Origin of the sequence: Neglectibacter timonensis (genome assembly GCF_900048895.1) — a bacterium.
Lineage (GTDB): Bacteria > Bacillota > Clostridia > Oscillospirales > Acutalibacteraceae > Acutalibacter > Acutalibacter timonensis.
The window spans coordinates 562,224-579,625 of sequence record NZ_LT160639.1 but is presented as its reverse complement, the minus strand read 5'-3'; the positions used below and the strand labels follow the sequence as shown (position 1 = coordinate 579,625).

The following is a 17,402-nucleotide window of genomic DNA, read 5'->3' as shown; positions in this document are numbered from 1 at the left end:
TTTTCCTCTCCCGTATGCTATAATAACCGCAGATTCCGGCTTTGAAACGGCGGCTGCAACCTGCCCGAAGCCGGCCAGTTTGGAGGAAACTAGCGATGGAACAGATGGAGCTGCGTACGGCAAATCTTTATGACCTCACCCATACGGCGGCGCGGCCGCTGCTGGAGAAGACGGAATACCCCTGGGAAGCCCTGCCGAAAATAGGGGGATTTATCCGGGAACTGGGCAAAGCCCTGCCGCCGGAGGAATATGAACAGCGGGGAGACGAGGTATGGGTTGCAAAATCCGCCAAAATTTACCCTAACAACTATATTGCAGGTCCTGCTATTATCGGGCCTGAAACCGAGGTGCGTCCGGGTGCGTTTATCAGAGGCAATGCCCTGGTGGGAGCTCACTGTGTGGTGGGAAATTCCACAGAGCTGAAGAACGTCATCCTGTTTGACAATGTTCAGGTGCCCCATTACAACTATGTGGGGGATTCTATCTTGGGGTTCAAATCCCATATGGGCGCTGGGGCGGTTACTTCTAATGTCAAGCAGGATAAAACCCTTGTCACTGTGGCGGCGGGTTTCCGCAGGGTAGAGACCGGTCTGAAAAAATTCGGCGCCATGCTGGGAGACAATGTGGAGGTGGGCTGCAACAGCGTGCTGAACCCGGGCACAGTGATTGGCAGAGGCTCCCGGGTCTATCCGCTTTCCATGGTGCGGGGTCTGGTGCCAGCCGGGATGATTTATAAGCGGGACCGCGACATGGTACCCTTAAAATAGGATTGCGGGCCTTTGTCCGCAGAAAACGGAAGTCTGAATCTGCCAGGCGCAGCGGCCGGTCTATTCCGTGTAGGTCCAGCGCCGGCCAGAGGGGATGGTAAAAGGTTTGGAGATCATACTGGAATTCTTGCAGTCTGGGCTTTTGCCTGCGGTACTGCTCATCATCAGGATTATCGTGCCGGTGCTGGCGCTCTATGTGGTATGGCGCAGCTATACCTCTTTTAAAAAGGGTCAGCGCAGGCGAGATCCTGTCATCATGCTGTGGGACGAGGCGTCGGGCACGCGTTTTCCCGTGCTCTATTGGGAAAACTCCATCGGCCGCAGCAAAAGCTGCGACATCTACCTGCCGGACGCCACCGCCTCCCGGGACCACGCGGTGCTCATGAGGCGGGACGAGGGCTGGGTGATCTGCGATACGGGGTCCAAATCCGGCGTTCTGGTCAACGGCAGACAGATTGACGGAAAAAAGGTGGTCAATATCGGGGACAGCGTCACCATGGGCTCCACCACGCTGACCTTGTGGAACACGGACGCGGAGCCGGTGAAGAGGCGGGTATTCACCGGCTTTTCCCGGGAGGCCGCCTCCCCATTCAAGCTGATGTTCGTGGCCACAATGGTCCACCTGCTGATGGCGGTGCAGGGCTGTTTCCAGGACGGGGGCTTCGCCCCGGTGCAGTTTGTGCCCTTTGGCGCGGTGCTAATCATGGGCTGGGGGCTTTACATCTTCTCCATGAGGATTCTGCACCGGGTCAGCTTTGAAATTGAGACCGTGGCCTACCTGCTTTCCGGTATCGGAATTAACCTGCTGGCGGCCAACGATATCGACCAGGTGAAAACCCAGCTCGCCGCCATGCTCATCGGCATTGTGCTGTTCTGTTTTCTCATCTGGTTTATGAACGATATGGACCGGGTGGCAAAGTTCCGCCTGTATATCGGCATTGGGGCCATCCTGCTGTTTGCGGTGAACCTGCTGATCGGCAAGGATATTAATGGCTCCAGGAACTGGATTATCATCGGACCGCTCAGTTTTCAGCCCTCGGAATTCATCAAGATTGCGTTTGTGTTTGTGGGTACCTCCACGCTGGACAGGCTGCAAACCAAAAAGAACATCACGGAATTCCTGATTTTTGCTGCAGCCTGTATGGGCTGCCTGTTCCTCATGCGGGACTTCGGTACGGCGGTGATCTTCTTTGCCTGCTTCCTTATAATCGCCTTTATGCGTTCCGGCAGCGTGCGCACCATTGCGTTGATTTTGGTGGGCGCGGCTCTGGGCGTATTCCTGATTTTGAAATTTAAGCCCTACGTGGCCCAGCGGTTTATGGGCTGGGGCCATGTGTGGGAGCATGTACAGGACAGCATGGGCTTCCAGCAAACCCGGGTGCTCACCTATATTGCCAGCGGGGGCATGTTCGGCCTGGGTCTGGGCGAGGGCTGCCTGACCGATGTGTTCGCAGCGGACAGTGACCTGGTCTTTGGGCTGCTCTGTGAGGAGCAGGGCCTGCTGCTGGGTCTGGTGGTGCTGATGGCCATCGCTATGTTTACGCTTTATGCCCGCAGCGATGTGACCCGCAGCCGTTCCACGTTTTTCTCCATTGCCTCCTGCGCGGTGGCGGGAATGCTGCTGTTTCAAACCTGCCTCAATGTGTTCGGCGCCACGGATGTGCTGCCCATGACCGGTGTGACGCTGCCTTTTATCAGCGCGGGCGGTTCCAGCATGATGTCCGTCTGGGGGCTGATGGCGTTTCTGAAGGCTTCGGATGAACGGACCTACGCGGCCCGTCGGGCTTCGAAGCACGGCTCGCGGAGCGGCGGAAATCCGCCGCCCACATCCCGGGGCCGTTCCCGGGCTTCCGATCCGGGCCGCAGAAGGGAAGAAATGGAGGACATTTACTCATGAAAACCGTGGGATTTCGCTCCATTGTGCTCTATCTTCTCCTGTTCGCTTTTTTGGGCGGAACGGGTTATCTGGTGGTGAATTTGTTTCTCCATGGGAACCAGTGGGCTATGCAGCCCTATAACGGACATATTTACGCGGAAAGCTCCACCGTAAAAATGGGGGATATCAAGGACAGAAACGGAAATCTGCTGGCTACCACCGAGGACGGCCGGCGGCTGTACAGCGAGAGCGAGACGGTCCGCCGTGCGCTGATGCATACCATCGGCGACCCCTACGGCTATGTGAGCACCAGCGTGGAATACACCATGCGTTCGAAGCTGGCGGGCTACAATGTTATCACGGGCCTCAACGATACGTTTTTGAACAGCCTGGGGAAAAATATGGAATTAACTGTGGACCAGAATGCCTGCGTGGCGGCCTACAACGCTCTGGACGGACACAACGGCGCGGTGATTGTCTACAACTACAAAACGGGGGATATCCTGTGCAAGGTAAGCGCCCCCACGTTCGATCCCTCCAACGTGCCGGAGGATATCGAAACCAACGATGCCTATAAGGGCGCGTATCTGGACAATACCCTGGCCAGCTCCTTTACGCCGGGCAGTATTTTTAAGATTGTCACCGCAGCGGCAGCCATGGAAAAATGGCCGGATTCCTGGATGGACCGCACCTATGATTGCGAGGGTTTTACGGAGATCGGCGGGGATACCATCGACTGCCTGAACGATGAGGCCCACGGCAGTCAGAACCTTACCAGTGCTTTGGGAAATTCCTGTAATGTCTACTTTGCCCATCTGGCCACTGACATCGGCGCACAGGCCCTGCAGAAAAAGGCGGAGGAGATGGGTTTCAATCAGGAATTCACCTTTGGCACGGTGCCTGTTTCAAAGAGTGAGATCGATCTCTCCAAGGCGAATGCCAACGAGCTGGGTTGGGCCGGAGTGGGCCAGTATACGCTGACGGCCAATCCCTATCATATGATGGTGCTCATGGGTGCAATTGCCAACGGCGGGGAATATGTTCAGCCCAAACTTACGAACGACCTGAACTTGTTTGGCTCCCTCGGGAAAGACAACAGGACCCTGGTTTCAGCCTCTGAAGCCGCGCAGCTGGAAAGCCTGCTGCGCAACGACGTGGAAAGCTATTACGGCGACTACCTGTTTCCGGACGGCATGAATGTGTGCGCCAAAACCGGGACGGGTGAGGTAGGAGAAGATAAGGCCCCCAATAGCTGGATGGTGGGCTTTTGCAGCTCTGACGCAACTCCTTATGCCTTTGCAGTGCTGGTGGAGGAGGGGTTGGGCGGCATTGAGAGCGCGGGAACCGTAGCGGCAGCCGTACTGTCGGCCTTGGCCTGACTGCGTGCCGCCTGGGCATCGTGAGGCGGGCTTTCGCTCATCACGAGTCCGAAGCCGGATTAAAAGTTTTTGGCATACCTTTTTTCAAAAAGGTATGGAAAGAGAAAGCCTGGGCATCGTGAGGCGGGCTTTCGGTCATCATGAGTCCGAAGCCGGAAAAAAAGTTTTTGGCATACCCTTTTTTCAAAAAGGTATGGAAAGAGAAAGCCTGGGCATCGTGAGGCGGGTTTTCGCTTATCACGAGTCCGAAGCCGGAATAAAAGTTTTTGGCATACCTTTTTTTCAAAAAGGTATGGAAAGAGAAAGCTTGGGCATCGTGAGGCGTGCTTCCGCTTATCACGAGTCCGAAGCCGGAATAAAAGTTTTTGGCATACCTTTTTTCAAAAAGGTATGGAAAGGGAGGTCTCTTGTGAAAATTGAAAAATTGTCTCCTGCCTTCAAGGATTATCTTTGGGGAGGCACAAAGCTGCGCGACGTATACGGAAAGCACTGTGATTACGACAAGGTGGCGGAGAGCTGGGAGCTTTCCACCCATCCAGACGGACAGAGCACGATTTCCGGCGGTCAATTCGACGGTATGACCCTGGGGGAATACCTGAATTCCGTTTGGGAAGGGAGGGCAGTGCTGGGAAAAAACTGTGAAGCTTTCGGACAGTTTCCCGTGCTCATCAAATTTATCGACGCCAAGGACCCTCTCTCCATCCAGGTCCACCCCAGCGACGAGTATGCCCTGCGGGTGGAGGGCGAGTACGGCAAGACAGAAATGTGGTACGTTATGGACTGCGAACCGGGCGCTTACCTCTATTTCGGAGTCAACCGTGAGGTGACAAAGGAGGAATTCCGGCAGAGAATCGAAAATAACACTGTGCTGGAGGTTTTAAGCCGGGTGGATGTACATCCGGGCGATGTGTTTTTCATCGAAGCGGGTACTCTCCATGCCATCGGCGCGGGGATATTGATCTGCGAAATCCAGCAAAATTCCAATACCACTTACCGGGTATATGATTACGACCGGCGTGGTGCGGACGGAAAGCCCAGGGAACTGCATGTGGATAAGGCTTTGGAGGTGTCCCGCTTTATCCCTTCGGACACAGAGGACAAACAGGGCGGTGAAGAAAGAATTCCCGGCGGCAGCAAAAAGAGACTGGCCTCCTGTAAATATTTTACCACTGAGAAATACAGTGTGGACGGCACGGCAGAGCTGGACGTTACGGACGATTCCTTTGTCTCTCTCATCATCCTCGAGGGTTCCGGCAAGGCGGAGGGGCCGGAAAACACAGTGGAGTTCCAGATGGGTGACAGTCTCTTTGTCCCGGCGGGCTTGGGGAAGCTGAAAGTCAGCGGAACCTGCACCTTCATCAAAACCAGTGTGTAGAGATATGGATATAAAGAAACAGCAAGAATGCATTCGTTCGTTTTTAGCGGCGCTGGGGGAAGACACCCAGCCTCTTTATCTGGATATCATCACGTGTCTGACAGATCTGGGATACTATCCGGCTAAGGTAAGAGCGAACTTATCCTTCAAGCACGGTCTGCACAACAAACAAATCGCCAAGATCGGATTTTTGAAGAATCTCCCGAATGTCCCGTTTTTGGCCTTGCGGTTTTCAGCCTGCAGAAATTATTCTGAGAAGATCGCCGCCATAACAGCGGCTTATATGGAGAAGTATCCAAAACGAATCGCTCTCTGTATGGATGGAGGCTGTAGCTTTTGCAAAGGCGAGCCAGAAACGCACGTGTATTATATGCAATCCGGGGATACGGACAGAGCTCATTGCGGCGCATATGCCATAGAACTGCGGGGAGTGTCAGCGGACGACGCGGATGAGATTAAACGCTTGATTCAGGAAGAGCATGCGTACTTATTGGAGCACGAAGCAATTTTTACGTCAATTGGAGGGGTAAGGAAATGAAAATCGTACTGATGGGGGAGCCTATGGGGCTCTTCATGGCCAACGAACCGGGAGAATTGAACGAGGTGAAAACCTTTACGTCCTCCATTGCGGGGGCGGAGTACAATGTGGCGGTGGGCCTTTCGCGGCTAGGGCATTCCCCCGTTTATTGTACAAGGCTGGGCTTTGACCCGTTTGGGGAAAAAATTCTGGACGGCCTGCGGAAAAACGGCATTTCCACCGATTTGGTGATACAGGCGGAAGGGGAGCTGACGGGCTTTATGATGAAGAGCTCCACCGATAGGGGAGACCCCAAAATCGCCTATTATCGGAAAAATTCAGCGGCCTCCCGGATCGGTCCCCATGAAATTGACGCGCTGGATTTGTATGGTTGTGAACGTGCTCATATCACCGGCATCACTGCGGCGATTTCGGATTCCGCTCTGGCGGCGGTCAAGCGGCTGATTGCCCGAGCCCAGGCGTTGGATATGCCCATCTCTTTCGATCCCAACCTGCGTCCTCAGCTTTGGGAGAGCGAAAAGAAAATGGTCTCCACCCTCAATTTCCTGGCGGAATCGGCGGAAACTGTATTACCCGGCCTGGGAGAGGGAAAAATACTCACCGGAAGGGATACGCCGGAGGGTGTGGCGGATTTTTACCATGCTATGGGCGTGAAAAACGTGGTGGTAAAGCTGGGAAAAGATGGGGCCTTTTTCTCGGAAAAGGATGGGGAATCCGGCTATGCGCCGGAATTCCCAGTGCGGAAAAAAGTGGACACCGTGGGAGCGGGCGACGGCTTTGCCGCCGGCGTGATCAGCGCTCTGGCAGAGGGCCTGCCTCTCTGCGAGGCGGCGAAGCGCGGCAATGTGATCGGTGCTATCCAAATCACCAATAAGAGCGATAACGAGGGCCTGCCCACCAGCGCTGAGCTGGAGGCGGTAATACGCGCAGGAATCGCATAAAAATCAGTTTCCCCGGGATATGGCGTTCCGGGGAAACGTCATACCAAGCCGCGCTGGGGAAAGCGGACGAAATCTGCGGAAAGGAAGAGGATATTCATGGAGCTTCATGAAATTTTGGCCCATGTGGACCACACGCTGTTAAAGCAGGACGCCACCTGGGAACAGATTCAAACGATTGTGGATGAGGGAATGGAGTATCAGACCGCCTCGGTCTGTATTCCCGCCTCCTATGTGAAGCGGGCGGCGGATTATATCGCCGGCTGCGGACCGGAGGGCAGGGTGAAAATCTGCACGGTCATTGGCTTTCCCAACGGATATTCCACCACCGCCGCCAAGTGCTTCGAAACCGCCGAAGCGGTGAAAAACGGCGCGGATGAAATCGACATGGTGGTGAACATCGGATGGGTCAAGGATGAAAAATATGACGAGGTGCTGGAGGAAATCAAGGCTGTAAAAGAGGCCTGCGGGGGAAAGCTGTTAAAGGTCATCATCGAGACCTGTCTGCTGACGGAGGAGGAGAAAATCGAGCTTTGCCAGGTGGTATCGGAGTCCGGCGCGGAGTTCATCAAGACCTCCACCGGCTTCGCGGGCGGCGGGGCTACGTTTGAGGACGTGGAGCTGATGCGGAAGCATTGCCCGCCCCGGATGCAGGTGAAAGCGGCGGGAGGCATTTCCACCCTGGCGGACGCGGAACGGTTTTTGGAGCTGGGCGCGTCCCGGCTGGGTACCAGCCGCATCGTGAAATTGGCCCAGGAAGCAACATAAGAAGCGGAATTTTCTGAAAAGGAGGCCATCAACATGGCGGAACAGGATAGAATGGAGGGCCTGTACCAGGCTCTTGTTCAGAGGGCTCTGGAGGCCCGGGAAAGCTCTTACAGCCCCTACTCCGGCTTTGCGGTGGGCGCGGCCCTGCTGTGCGCGGACGGCACCGTATATCCCGGCTGTAACATCGAGTGCGCGTCCAGCTCGCCCACGAATTGCGCGGAGCGCACCGCTTTTTTTCGGGCGGTCAGCGAGGGCAAGCGGGAATTTTTAGCCATTGCCGTGGCGGGAGGCCCGGCTGGGAAATCGCCGGAGGAGTTTTGCCCGCCCTGCGGAGTCTGCCGCCAGGTGATGGCGGAATTCTGCGGCCCGGATTTTGAAGTTCTCCTCACCGATGGGAAATCGATCCAAAAGCTGACGCTCAAAGAGCTTTTCCCCTATTCCTTTGGAAAGAACAATTTGGGATGAAAGGAAAATTTTTCCCGGTAGAAATGCGACGGAAAGACGGCGGCAGTCTTCTTCTACGGGAAGCGGAGGAGGGGGACGCCGGGGCGGTTCTTGCCTATCTGAATCAGGTGGGCGGGGAGAGCGACAACCTGCTGTTCGGCAGAGACGAGTTCGCCATGCCTTTGGAGCAGGAGCGGCAGTGGATCGCCTCGCTGCGAAAACAGGAAAAGTCCATTTTGCTGCTGGGCATCTGCGAGGATGAGCTTTCCAGTGTGGCCTCCGTCAGCGCCTTTGACCGCAGGGAGCGCATCGCCCACCGGGCGGAGGTGGCGGTCTCCGTAAAAAAGGCCTGCTGGGGCCTGGGAATCGGCCGGGCCGTCATGGAGGCACTCATTCGTTTTGCTCGCGGACAGGGGCTGGAGATACTTCAGCTGGATGTGCGGGCGGACAACGGGAGGGCCATCGCGCTGTACGAATCCTTGGGCTTCGAAACGCTGGGCCGCTACCGGAACTTTTTGAAAGTGCAGGGAGAATATTTCGACGCGTACTGCATGAATCTGTACCTGTGAAACCCGCCGGACCGGCAGAAAGGAAGACGCGCCATGCGTATGTACGATATCATTCACAAAAAACGGGAGGGCGGCGAGCTGACGCAAGAGGAGCTGGCCTTTTTTGTCCAGGGGTATACGGCCGGGGAAATCCCGGATTACCAGGCCTCCGCTCTGATGATGGCTGTGTTTTTCCGGGGCATGACCCAGCGTGAAACGGCGGCCCTGACGCTGGAAATGGCGCGTTCGGGAGATACGGTGGACCTTTCCTCTATTCCCGGCATCAAGGTGGACAAGCATTCCACCGGTGGCGTGGGGGATAAGACCTCGCTGATTCTGGGGCCCATCGCGGCGGCCTGCGGCGCGAAGATTGCCAAAATGAGCGGGCGGGGGCTGGGTCATACCGGCGGAACGGTGGACAAGCTGGAAAGCATTCCCGGCCTGCGCACGGATATTCCCCGGGACGAATTTTTTGAAATCGTGAAGCGGACCGGGCTCAGCATCATCGGGCAGTCGGGGAACCTGTGCCCGGCGGATAAAAAGCTGTACGCCCTGCGGGATGTGACCGCCACCGTGGAAAGCCTGCCCCTGATTGCTTCCAGCATCATGTCAAAAAAGATTGCCGCCGGGGCGGACGCCATTCTGCTGGATGTGAAAGTGGGAAGCGGTGCGTTTATGAAAACCCTTGAGGACTCCAGAGCACTGGCACAGGAAATGGTGGGCATCGGCGCAGGCGTGGGGAGAAAAACCGTGGCCCTCATCACGGATATGGATATGCCTCTGGGCAGGAATATCGGCAACGCTCTGGAGGTGATGGAGGCATGCAAAGTGCTGCAGGGCGGCGGGGACAAACGCCTGCGCAGCCTCTGTATGGAGCTTGCCGCTAATATGATCTACCTGGCAGAGCAGGCGCCAACGATGGAAAAAGCTCGGGAAAAAGCCGCGCAGGCATTGACCTCCGGCACGGCCTTTGAAAAGCTTTGCCAGATGGTGCAGGCCCAGGGCGGCGATGCTTCCTATCTGCGGGAACAGGAAAAGTTCCGACTGTCTCCGGTATGCCGGGAGGTGAGGATGCCTGAGAGCGGGTTCCTCACCCGTCTCAATGCGGAGGAATGCGGCCTGGCCGCTGTGGAGCTGGGGGCGGGACGGGAGACCAAGGAAAGTGCAATTGATCCCGACGCCGGGATTGTCCTGATGAAAAACAAGGGGGACTATGCTGAAGCCGGAGAGTGTATTGCCCGGCTGTACGCGGATAATGAAGAGAAGTGCGCCCGGGGCGCGGAACGCTTTTTAAACGCCCTGTCAGTGGGCCCGGAGAAGCCGGAAATCGGCCCGCTGCTTTTGGAAAGGATTGAAGAATAGGCAGACCATTTTTGGAAGCTTTATATTCCTGGACCTGGAGAAAAAAGACAAAAAGGAGCGTTCTGTAAAACTACAGAACGCTCCTGAGACCAGAACAATTACATAAGCGCAAGTTCAGCCGTGCTCCGGACCGGTGACGGGTTCGCCGTATTCTGCGCCGAAGGTTTCCACAGTCACCTTTTCCATGATCTGATCCTCGTGAGGCCTGTCGGCGCGGTCGCGGGGAGAGGAGACAATGGCTTGCGCCACGTCAATGCCCTCGATCACCTTGCCGAACGCAGCGTACTGGCCGTCCAGATAGGGTGCATTGTCCACCATGATGAAGAACTGGGAACCGGCGCTGTTGGGACGCTGGGAACGGGCCATGGAGAGCACACCGGTGGTATGCTTTAGATTGTTTTCAAAGCCGTTGGCTGCGAACTCGCCGTGAATGCCGTAGCCGGGACCGCCCATACCGGTGCCCTCAGGGTCGCCGCCCTGAATCATAAAGCCGGGGATCACGCGGTGGAAGATAGTGCCGTCATAAAAGCCCCTGCTTACCAGGGAGATGAAATTGTTTACGGTGTTGGGCGCAATTTCGGGATAGAGTTCAGCCTTGATGACGCCCTTCGTGGTTTCAAATGTGACGATAGGATTCTGCATGTGTCATTCCCCCATATTTTTAATTTGTTGAACCGGATACCTCTGCACCTGCGGTGGGCCTGTCGCGCCTCTTGGCTCCTGCGGTCTTTTGGCCAATCCCGCGTTGTATGTTTCTGCAGTCATTATATCATAGTTTTCTTGAAATTGTCTGGAAAAGCGGTATATTTTAAAAATTATTCATATGTTTGGAGGCGGTTTCCATGAAGCTGGTGTCCTGGAATGTAAATGGCCTGCGGGCCTGTATGGGAAAGGGGTTCCCCGAATTTTTGAAGGCGGAAGCCCCGGATATGATCTGCCTGCAGGAGACGAAGATGCAGCAGGAACAGGCGGATTTCGAATTTCCCGGCTATTACGAATACTGGAATTCTTCCATAGTCAAGAAGGGATACTCCGGCACGGCGCTCTTTTCCAGAGAAGAGCCGCAATCGGTGACCTTTGGGATTGGGCACGAAGCCTTTGACGGGGAAGGCCGGGTCATCACCGCGGAATACCCGGATTTTTATCTGGTTACTGTGTACACTCCCAATTCCCAGCGGGAGCTTACGCGTATCCAGTTCCGTATGGAATTTGAGGACGCGTTCCGCGCCTATCTTGTCACCCTGAAGGAAAAAAAGCCGGTGATTGTGTGCGGTGACATGAATGTGGCCCACAAGTTCATCGATTTAAAAAATCCGAAAAGCAATATCGGAAACGCGGGTTTCTCCTATGAAGAACGGGGCAAGTTCAGCGAGCTTCTGGCCTGTGGTTTTTTGGACACCTTTCGCCATCTCTATCCGGAAAGGGCTTCCGCCTATTCCTGGTGGAGTTATATGTACAATTCCAGAGCCAACAATACGGGATGGCGCATTGACTATTTTTTGGCGGACGAACGCCTGGAAAACCGGATTGAAGACAGCCGTATTCTGTCCGAGGTGATGGGCAGCGACCACTGCCCGGTGGAGTTGGTTCTGAAGGATGAAGAATAGGGAGGCGTTATGAATGGATGCGGTGAAGCAGCTGAAAACCTGGATTGGGGAGAGCGGGAACACCATTTTTCTTGGCGGGGCAGGGGTTTCTACCGCCAGCGGCATTCCCGATTTCCGCAGTGCTCATGGACTTTACATGCAGAAAAAGCAGGGGATTTCCTATGAGGAAATGCTTTCCCACCATTATTTTGAGCGCCACACGGAAGAATTCTATGAGTTTCTCCGCCATGTGATGCTCTACCCGGAAGCAAAACCCAACAAAGCCCACTATGCTTTGGCAAAGCTGGAACAGCGTGGAAAACTGAGAGCAATAATCACCCAGAACATCGACGGCCTCCATCAAATGGCTGGTAGCAGGAACGTCATCGAGCTTCACGGCAATGAAAATCGGTATTTCTGCCTTTCCTGCGGGAAAAGGTATGATATGCAGTGGGTACTTGGGTATGAGGGGGTTCCCCGCTGTTCCTGCGGCGGACTGGTGCGGCCCGACGTGGTGCTTTACGGGGAGACGCTCAACGAGCAGGATTTAGCCCGGGCGGTTCGGTACGCGGAGGAAGCGGAGCTGATGGTTGTGGGAGGCACTTCCTTGGTGGTGTATCCGGTGGCCGGTCTGGTCAATTACCTTTCTCCCCAGGCCAAGCTTGTGATTCTGAACCGGGAGGAAACTCCCTACGACGGGAAGGCGAATCTTGTCATCCGGGGCGACCTGTGCGAGGCGCTGGCTGCGGTTTCAAAAGAGTAGATGTTCTGAGGCATATTGAAGGTTGGAGATGGGTCACTGGATGGTAGATAAAGAAAAAAATGCTTTATGTTATCCCTTATAAAAAAGGTTGACTTTTTGGAACTCATAAAGTACAATGAATTTGTGGAACGCAAAAAGTGAGGTGATATTTTCTGAGTCCACGTACAGGACGGCCAAAAGTCGACAACCCTAAAATCCACGATATTAAGGTGCGAATTGACGATAAAACCAATGAGAAACTTATCCGTTACGCTGATAAGTATGGCGTAACAAGAACAGAAGCAATTCGCAGGGCGATTGATTTACTTTTGTCCGAAGAAAAATGATAGAGACGGCGCCTCCCTAGCAGGTAAATACGCCGCCTCTAACCACACAACCACCCAAAAGGCAGCTGCATAAATAGTATACACTGTGCGGCGGGGTCTTTCAAGGTGTTGTGTAAAAACAATACTGAAAGGACATGAAATACATGGGAAACATACTCAGGGCATTTGCGTTCAATGAGCTGGAACTGGAGCCAGCCACGGAATATGACAGCGAGGAAACCAAGGCGGCCCGGGAAAAGGCCGACAGGCTGGAGGATCTCTTTCTGGAGACGCTTCAGGCAGAACAGCGCGGGGCCTATGAACAGTTTAGGGATGCGCAGCTTGAGGAAGAATACCTCTACAATATTGACCGGCTGATCCTCGGGTACCGTCTGGGCGTGCTTATGACGATGGAGGTATTTACGGACAGGGAAAGGCTGAGCATCCGCGGGGAGGGGCATTGAATGGATACGGTGATGGAACTGCTGTACCGGGCCACCCGGACGGACAATCCTCTGGAAGCCCACGGGCCGGATTCCGCTTATGCCAGAGAACACGCGATCAGGCGGGAGATCATAAGATCGCTTCTGGAGAGCATGACAATGGAGCAGAAGGTAAAATTCGATGAATACGGCCTTGCGGATAATAGGGCCAGGGAAATCCTGAACTTAGAAAGCTTCTGCCAGGCTTTTCACCTGGGTGCACAGCTCACGGCGGAACTGCTGCAAAGCTAGGAAGAGGCTTTTTCAAGGAGGGAGAGTCCTGAGACAGAAATGCCCTAAGCAGTCACGAAAAAATAAAATGACGCGCTGCACAAGAAAATAAAGATACCACCCAGCATGGCCTGTTGCAAAATGTAAGATTTTGCAGCAGGCTTCTGTTCTATACAGAAACCTGCTGCCTGGAATTATCATTGTAAGCAGCAGGTGAATCGACTTTCCTGTTGTTGCACTTTCCTGCTCTTTTGCTGGATTTTTGGTCACGATGTTTGAATAAATATTTCGAACCGTTTTAACATGCTGACAGCCAGGAGACCGTGGTGCACTTCAAATTTTAATAAAACTGCATTTTTTCTTTTTCTCCAAAAATTACCCCTTGACTTTTCAAACAAATGTTCTATAATAAAAGTGCATAATCGAACGCATGTTTGAAATATATGTGAGTTCTGCTTGTGGCATGGACTTTGGCCGGAAGAGAGGATGGGGGACAGAATGGAAAACGGAATTCTGCATGTAGATATGAATAATTTCTACGCCTCTGTGGAAACTCTGTATGCACCGGAATACCGGAATGTACCCATGGCCGTGGCGGGGGATAAGGAGAGCCGCCATGGGATTATTCTGGCAAAAAATATGCTGGCGAAACGCTATGGCGTGAAAACAGCCGAACCCATCTGGCAGGCCAGGCGGAAATGTCCCGAGCTGTGGCTGCTGCCGCCCCATCCGGAGCGCTATGCGGAGTTTTCAGCCCGTGCCAAGCAAATTTACTGTAGTTATACCGACCGGGTGGAGAGCTTCAGCCTGGATGAATGCTGGCTGGACGTCTACGGCAGCGAGAAGCTGTTTGGGGACGGCAGGGAGATTGCTGAACAGATCCGAGAGAGGGTCAAAGAGGAACTGGGCCTTACGGTCTCCATCGGGGTGTCCTTCAATAAAGTATTTGCGAAGCTGGGCAGTGATTACAAGAAACCGGACGCTGTGACGGTGTTCGGCAGGGAAGAGATGGAATCCGTCATCTGGAAGCTGCCCTGTGAAGCGCTGCTGTTTGTGGGACCCCATACGGAAAAGACGCTGCGGAAATTCGGTGTGCGCACCATCGGGGATATCGCAAAAATGGAGCTTCCTGCGCTGCGCAGGCTGCTGGGCAGAACTGGGGAGACGCTCTGGACCTACGCCAATGGGCTGGATCAATCCCCAGTTGAGACCGTGAACGGAGGGGAACCGGTGAAAACCATCGGCAACAGCACTACGCTGCCCCGGGATGTGACTACAGAGGAAGAGATCAAATGCACGCTGTTGTCGCTGGCGGAATCCGTTTCATTCCGGCTGCGCAGGCAGGATTTAAAGGCCGGGGAAATACAGCTGACGGTGAAAAATGCGGAATTCGAGGAATTTCAACGGCAGTGCCGTATAGACCCTCCTGTGTGCGATTCCCAGTCCATCTACCGGGCGGCGCTGAATTTGTACCGCAGGGAAAATAAAAAATGGGCGGTGCGCCTGTTGGGGGTGCGGGCCGGAAAACTGACGGATGCAGGGCAGGCTCAGCTGAGCCTGTTTGGCCAGTCGGATGGCCGGGAAAAGCAGGAGCGTCTGGAAAGTGCAATGGACCGGGTGCGGGAAAAGTATGGAAAGGCAAGCGTGGCCCGCGCCTTTTCCATGCCTGGAAAGGAAAGGGAATAAACGGTATGGATCTCTTTACCAAATTGGAAATCCTCACCGACGCCGCCAAGTACGACGTGGCCTGTACCTCCAGCGGCGTGGACCGTTCCGGGGAGAAGGGAAAGCTGGGCAGCGCCGTGGCCTGCGGCATCTGCCACAGCTTTGCAGCGGACGGCAGATGCATTTCCCTGCTGAAGGTGCTCATGAGCAATGACTGCGCTTTTGACTGCAGTTACTGCGTGAACCGGCGAACCTCCGACACCCGCCGCGCCACCTTTACACCGGAGGAGCTCTGCTCCCTCACCATGAACTTTTACCGCCGCAATTATATCGAGGGTCTGTTTCTCAGTTCCGCCGTGGTAAAGAACCCGGATTATACCTGTGAGCTGATGCTTGGAACGCTGCGCAGGCTGCGGGAGGAGGAAGGCTTCCGGGGCTACATCCATGTAAAGGCCATTCCCGGGGCCAGTCCGGCTCTTTTGGAACAGTTGGGCGGACTGGCGGACCGCATGAGCGTGAATATCGAGCTGCCCTCTCAAAAGAGCCTCGCCCTTCTGGCACCGCAGAAAAGCCGGGAAAAGATTTTGGGTCCCATGGCCCAGATCCGGGACGGCATCCGGGAAAATGGGAAGGAGCTGGTGAAGTACAGACATGCCCCCAAATTCGTACCGGCGGGACAGTCTACCCAGATGATTATCGGGGCAACACCGGAATCCGACCGGCAGATCCTGCTGCTCACGGAAGGGCTTTACCGGAAGTACACGCTGAAGCGGGTGTTTTTTTCCGCCTATATCCCTATGGTAAACCACAGAAACTTGCCTGCCAGGAACACACCGCCTCCTCTGCTGCGGGAGCACAGGCTCTACCAGGCAGACTGGCTGCTGCGGTTTTACGGGTTCCGCGCCGGAGAAATCCTGGACGAAAATCATCCGGATTTTGACCCTTTGCTGGACCCGAAATGCAATTGGGCGCTGAACCATATGGAACAGTTTCCGGTAGAGGTAAACCGTGCGCCCTATGAAATGCTGCTGCGGGTACCGGGCGTCGGCGTGCGCAGCGCAAAACGGATTCTTTCAGCCAGAAGATATGCTGCACTGGATTTCGAGGGCCTGAAAAAGCTGGGCGTGGTGCTTAAGAGAGCCCGCTTTTTTCTGACCTGCAAGGGGAAAAGCGCTTCCCCGCTGCCCACGGATAATCCCCTGGTGATCAAGGGGACCATCTGCGAACGGGGAATTTCACAGCGGCAGATCGGTGCGCCGGAGCAGCTTTCCCTGTTTGCGCCCACCAAGGAGGATCAGGTACAATGTCTTACCGGACAAATCTAGTATACCGATATGACGGCAGCTTCAGTGGGTTTCTCTGCTGTGTGTTTCAATGCTTTCAGAACAGGGAACTTCCCGGCGCAATCGAACCCTGGGACGCTCCTCAGGAGACGCTGTTTCCCATCCGGGAGATCGAGACGATTCCGGAGCAGGCCCAGCGGGTGGACCGCTCCATCCCGCGCAAAATCTCCGCGGAGGCCTATGCGCTGGTGCGGGATGCATTTCTCACCTGCCTGGAAGAAAAGGAGTTAAAAATGCTGCGTTTCCTGCTGCTGGGGTACCGCGTGGGGCCCCAAGTGATGCAGCTTCTGACGGATGAGCGGGTGCATGTGCTGGACCGGGCCGTGTTTCACGCCAGGCATGAGGCCCACATGCTTACGGGCTTTTTGCGTTTCTCCGATTACGGCGGGTTTCTCGCGGCGGAAATCGGCCCTAAAAACAATGTGATGCCGCTGCTGGCTCCCCATTTCTGCGAACGCTTTTCCTGTGAGGACTTCCTGATTTGGGACAGCGTGCACCACACGGGGCTTCTCCACCAGAAGAGCGGAGAATACCGGTTTTTTGAGGCGGATCGGGTGGAACTGCCCCAGCCCGATGAAAACGAACAGCAGTATCGGGAACTGTGGAAGCGTTTCTATCAAACCATCGCTGTGGAGGGAAGGGAAAACCCCAGGCAGAGGCGCACCATGATGGCCAAGCGCTATTGGCCCTGGATCACTGAGATGCAGGAGGATCCCTTTGTGCTGCGGCAGAAGAACAGGGAAAGGGCCGGAAGCCAGGATATTTTGAAAGGAACGGTGGGCGCAGGTACTCAATCGCTTCCAAATGTGGTAGAATAATCGTAAAAGCCTGCAGCGCGTGGGGCGGGCTGAAAAACCGCTGAAGTCTGCGGAACGCGGCTTGCCCACCGCAGGTGTGGTAAAATAATCGCGGGAGCCCGCAGCGCGTTCCGGTCAATTGTTCCGGCGTTTTGCTGAGGCCGTTTGACGGCCTGACGCTGACGTCGCCCAGGCCGTGCTGCAGGCGGAAATTTACAGGAAAAGGAAGAGGATC

Annotated in this window: 19 protein-coding genes; 18 read left to right on the top strand and 1 reads right to left on the bottom strand. The window is 55.0% G+C overall.

Features of this window, described 5'->3' with window-relative positions:
* Positions 1-95: 95 nt before the first annotated feature.
* The 10 genes from BN3911_RS07695 to BN3911_RS07650 all read left to right on the top strand — a co-directional run bounded on the left by BN3911_RS07695 (position 96) and on the right by BN3911_RS07650 (position 9,995).
* Positions 96-767, top strand: coding sequence for an acyltransferase (locus BN3911_RS07695; protein ID WP_066863601.1), 672 nt, complete (start codon positions 96-98; stop codon positions 765-767).
* Positions 768-873: 106 nt separating this feature from the next.
* A complete protein-coding gene (locus BN3911_RS07690; RefSeq protein WP_242871090.1) occupies positions 874-2,664 on the top strand; it encodes an FtsW/RodA/SpoVE family cell cycle protein in 1,791 nt (596 codons plus the stop codon).
* Positions 2,661-4,022: a penicillin-binding transpeptidase domain-containing protein gene (locus tag BN3911_RS07685; protein WP_066863596.1), complete on the top strand. Its 1,362-nt coding sequence runs from the start codon at positions 2,661-2,663 to the stop codon at positions 4,020-4,022. The genes BN3911_RS07690 and BN3911_RS07685 overlap by 4 nt, the downstream gene beginning before the upstream one ends.
* Before the next feature lie 409 nt (positions 4,023-4,431).
* Entirely contained in the window at positions 4,432-5,397 is a 966-nt protein-coding gene (locus BN3911_RS07680) for a type I phosphomannose isomerase catalytic subunit (protein ID WP_066864320.1), read from the top strand.
* A 4-nt stretch (positions 5,398-5,401) separates the two neighbouring features.
* Positions 5,402-5,935, top strand: a complete 534-nt coding sequence (locus BN3911_RS07675; protein ID WP_066863594.1) for a hypothetical protein — start codon at positions 5,402-5,404, stop codon at positions 5,933-5,935.
* Positions 5,932-6,876, top strand: coding sequence for a sugar kinase (locus BN3911_RS07670; protein ID WP_066863591.1), 945 nt, complete (start codon positions 5,932-5,934; stop codon positions 6,874-6,876). The genes BN3911_RS07675 and BN3911_RS07670 overlap by 4 nt, the downstream gene beginning before the upstream one ends.
* A gap of 96 nt (positions 6,877-6,972) precedes the next feature.
* On the top strand, positions 6,973-7,641 hold the full coding sequence (deoC, locus tag BN3911_RS17560; RefSeq protein ID WP_066863588.1) for a deoxyribose-phosphate aldolase: 669 nt from the start codon (positions 6,973-6,975) through the stop codon (positions 7,639-7,641).
* A gap of 33 nt (positions 7,642-7,674) precedes the next feature.
* The gene (locus BN3911_RS17555; protein ID WP_066863586.1) at positions 7,675-8,106 is read left to right on the top strand and encodes a cytidine deaminase; all 432 of its coding nucleotides are present in this window, start codon (positions 7,675-7,677) and stop codon (positions 8,104-8,106) included.
* Complete coding sequence (locus tag BN3911_RS07655; protein ID WP_082942158.1) at positions 8,103-8,654, top strand: GNAT family N-acetyltransferase; 552 nt, start codon at positions 8,103-8,105, stop codon at positions 8,652-8,654. Before BN3911_RS17555 ends, BN3911_RS07655 begins: the two co-directional genes overlap by 4 nt.
* 33 nt (positions 8,655-8,687) lie before the next feature.
* On the top strand, positions 8,688-9,995 hold the full coding sequence (locus BN3911_RS07650) for a pyrimidine-nucleoside phosphorylase (RefSeq protein WP_066863583.1): 1,308 nt from the start codon (positions 8,688-8,690) through the stop codon (positions 9,993-9,995).
* A gap of 114 nt (positions 9,996-10,109) precedes the next feature.
* Here BN3911_RS07650 and BN3911_RS07645 read toward each other — a convergent pair whose 3' ends face one another.
* Positions 10,110-10,637, bottom strand: coding sequence for a peptidylprolyl isomerase (locus BN3911_RS07645; RefSeq protein ID WP_066863581.1), 528 nt, complete (start codon positions 10,635-10,637; stop codon positions 10,110-10,112).
* A gap of 200 nt (positions 10,638-10,837) precedes the next feature.
* On the opposite strand from BN3911_RS07645, the gene BN3911_RS07640 reads away from it, so the two are divergent.
* The 8 genes from BN3911_RS07640 to BN3911_RS07610 all read left to right on the top strand — a co-directional run bounded on the left by BN3911_RS07640 (position 10,838) and on the right by BN3911_RS07610 (position 17,188).
* A complete protein-coding gene (locus tag BN3911_RS07640; RefSeq protein WP_066864314.1) occupies positions 10,838-11,602 on the top strand; it encodes an exodeoxyribonuclease III in 765 nt (254 codons plus the stop codon).
* A 13-nt stretch (positions 11,603-11,615) separates the two neighbouring features.
* Positions 11,616-12,344 carry an NAD-dependent protein deacylase gene (locus BN3911_RS07635; protein ID WP_066863578.1) on the top strand — a complete coding sequence of 243 codons (729 nt, stop codon included), beginning with the start codon at positions 11,616-11,618 and terminating at the stop codon, positions 12,342-12,344.
* 209 nt (positions 12,345-12,553) lie between these two features.
* Positions 12,554-12,670 carry a ribbon-helix-helix protein, CopG family gene (locus BN3911_RS16810; RefSeq protein WP_308211524.1) on the top strand — a complete coding sequence of 39 codons (117 nt, stop codon included), beginning with the start codon at positions 12,554-12,556 and terminating at the stop codon, positions 12,668-12,670.
* A gap of 143 nt (positions 12,671-12,813) precedes the next feature.
* Positions 12,814-13,113: a DUF6809 family protein gene (locus tag BN3911_RS07630; RefSeq protein ID WP_066863575.1), complete on the top strand. Its 300-nt coding sequence runs from the start codon at positions 12,814-12,816 to the stop codon at positions 13,111-13,113.
* Positions 13,114-13,383 (top strand): DUF6809 family protein, encoded by a 270-nt coding sequence (locus BN3911_RS07625; protein ID WP_066863572.1) that lies wholly within the window; start codon positions 13,114-13,116, stop codon positions 13,381-13,383.
* A gap of 477 nt (positions 13,384-13,860) precedes the next feature.
* The gene (dinB, locus tag BN3911_RS07620; RefSeq protein ID WP_066863569.1) at positions 13,861-15,048 is read left to right on the top strand and encodes a DNA polymerase IV; all 1,188 of its coding nucleotides are present in this window, start codon (positions 13,861-13,863) and stop codon (positions 15,046-15,048) included.
* 5 nt (positions 15,049-15,053) lie between these two features.
* Positions 15,054-16,352 carry a putative DNA modification/repair radical SAM protein gene (locus tag BN3911_RS07615; protein WP_066863566.1) on the top strand — a complete coding sequence of 433 codons (1,299 nt, stop codon included), beginning with the start codon at positions 15,054-15,056 and terminating at the stop codon, positions 16,350-16,352.
* Positions 16,331-17,188, top strand: coding sequence for a TIGR03915 family putative DNA repair protein (locus BN3911_RS07610; RefSeq protein ID WP_066863563.1), 858 nt, complete (start codon positions 16,331-16,333; stop codon positions 17,186-17,188). The genes BN3911_RS07615 and BN3911_RS07610 overlap by 22 nt, the downstream gene beginning before the upstream one ends.
* Positions 17,189-17,402: the final 214 nt, after the last annotated feature.